The sequence below is a fragment of the Pseudomonas sp. ESBL9 genome (genome assembly GCF_036668715.1).
GTDB lineage: Bacteria > Pseudomonadota > Gammaproteobacteria > Pseudomonadales > Pseudomonadaceae > Aquipseudomonas > Aquipseudomonas lundensis.
The window spans coordinates 1-255 of record NZ_JAZEVV010000041.1 but is presented as its reverse complement, the minus strand read 5'-3'; the positions used below and the strand labels follow the sequence as shown (position 1 = coordinate 255).

The window sequence follows — 255 nt, the reverse complement described above, 5'->3', positions numbered from 1 at the left end:
TCACAAATTTTACCTTAGCCTGAATAAACACCAGTGAAAGTGCCATTCAGTCTATCTTTCTATTACATACCCAAATTTTTAAAGAACGATCTAATCAAAAGATCAGAAATCAACATTCACCATCGTCGTGATGGAATGCTCATTTCTAAGCTTTACGATACAGAAGCAAGTTTATGGTGGAGCCAAGCGGGATCGAACCGCTGACCTCCTGCGTGCAAGGCAGGCGCTCTCCCAGCTGAGCTATGGCCCCATACA

General features: G+C 43.5%; 1 tRNA gene. It reads right to left on the bottom strand.

The window, feature by feature from the left end:
- Positions 1-174: 174 nt before the first annotated feature.
- A tRNA-Ala gene (locus V6F78_RS22345) sits at positions 175-250 on the bottom strand.
- Positions 251-255: the final 5 nt, after the last annotated feature.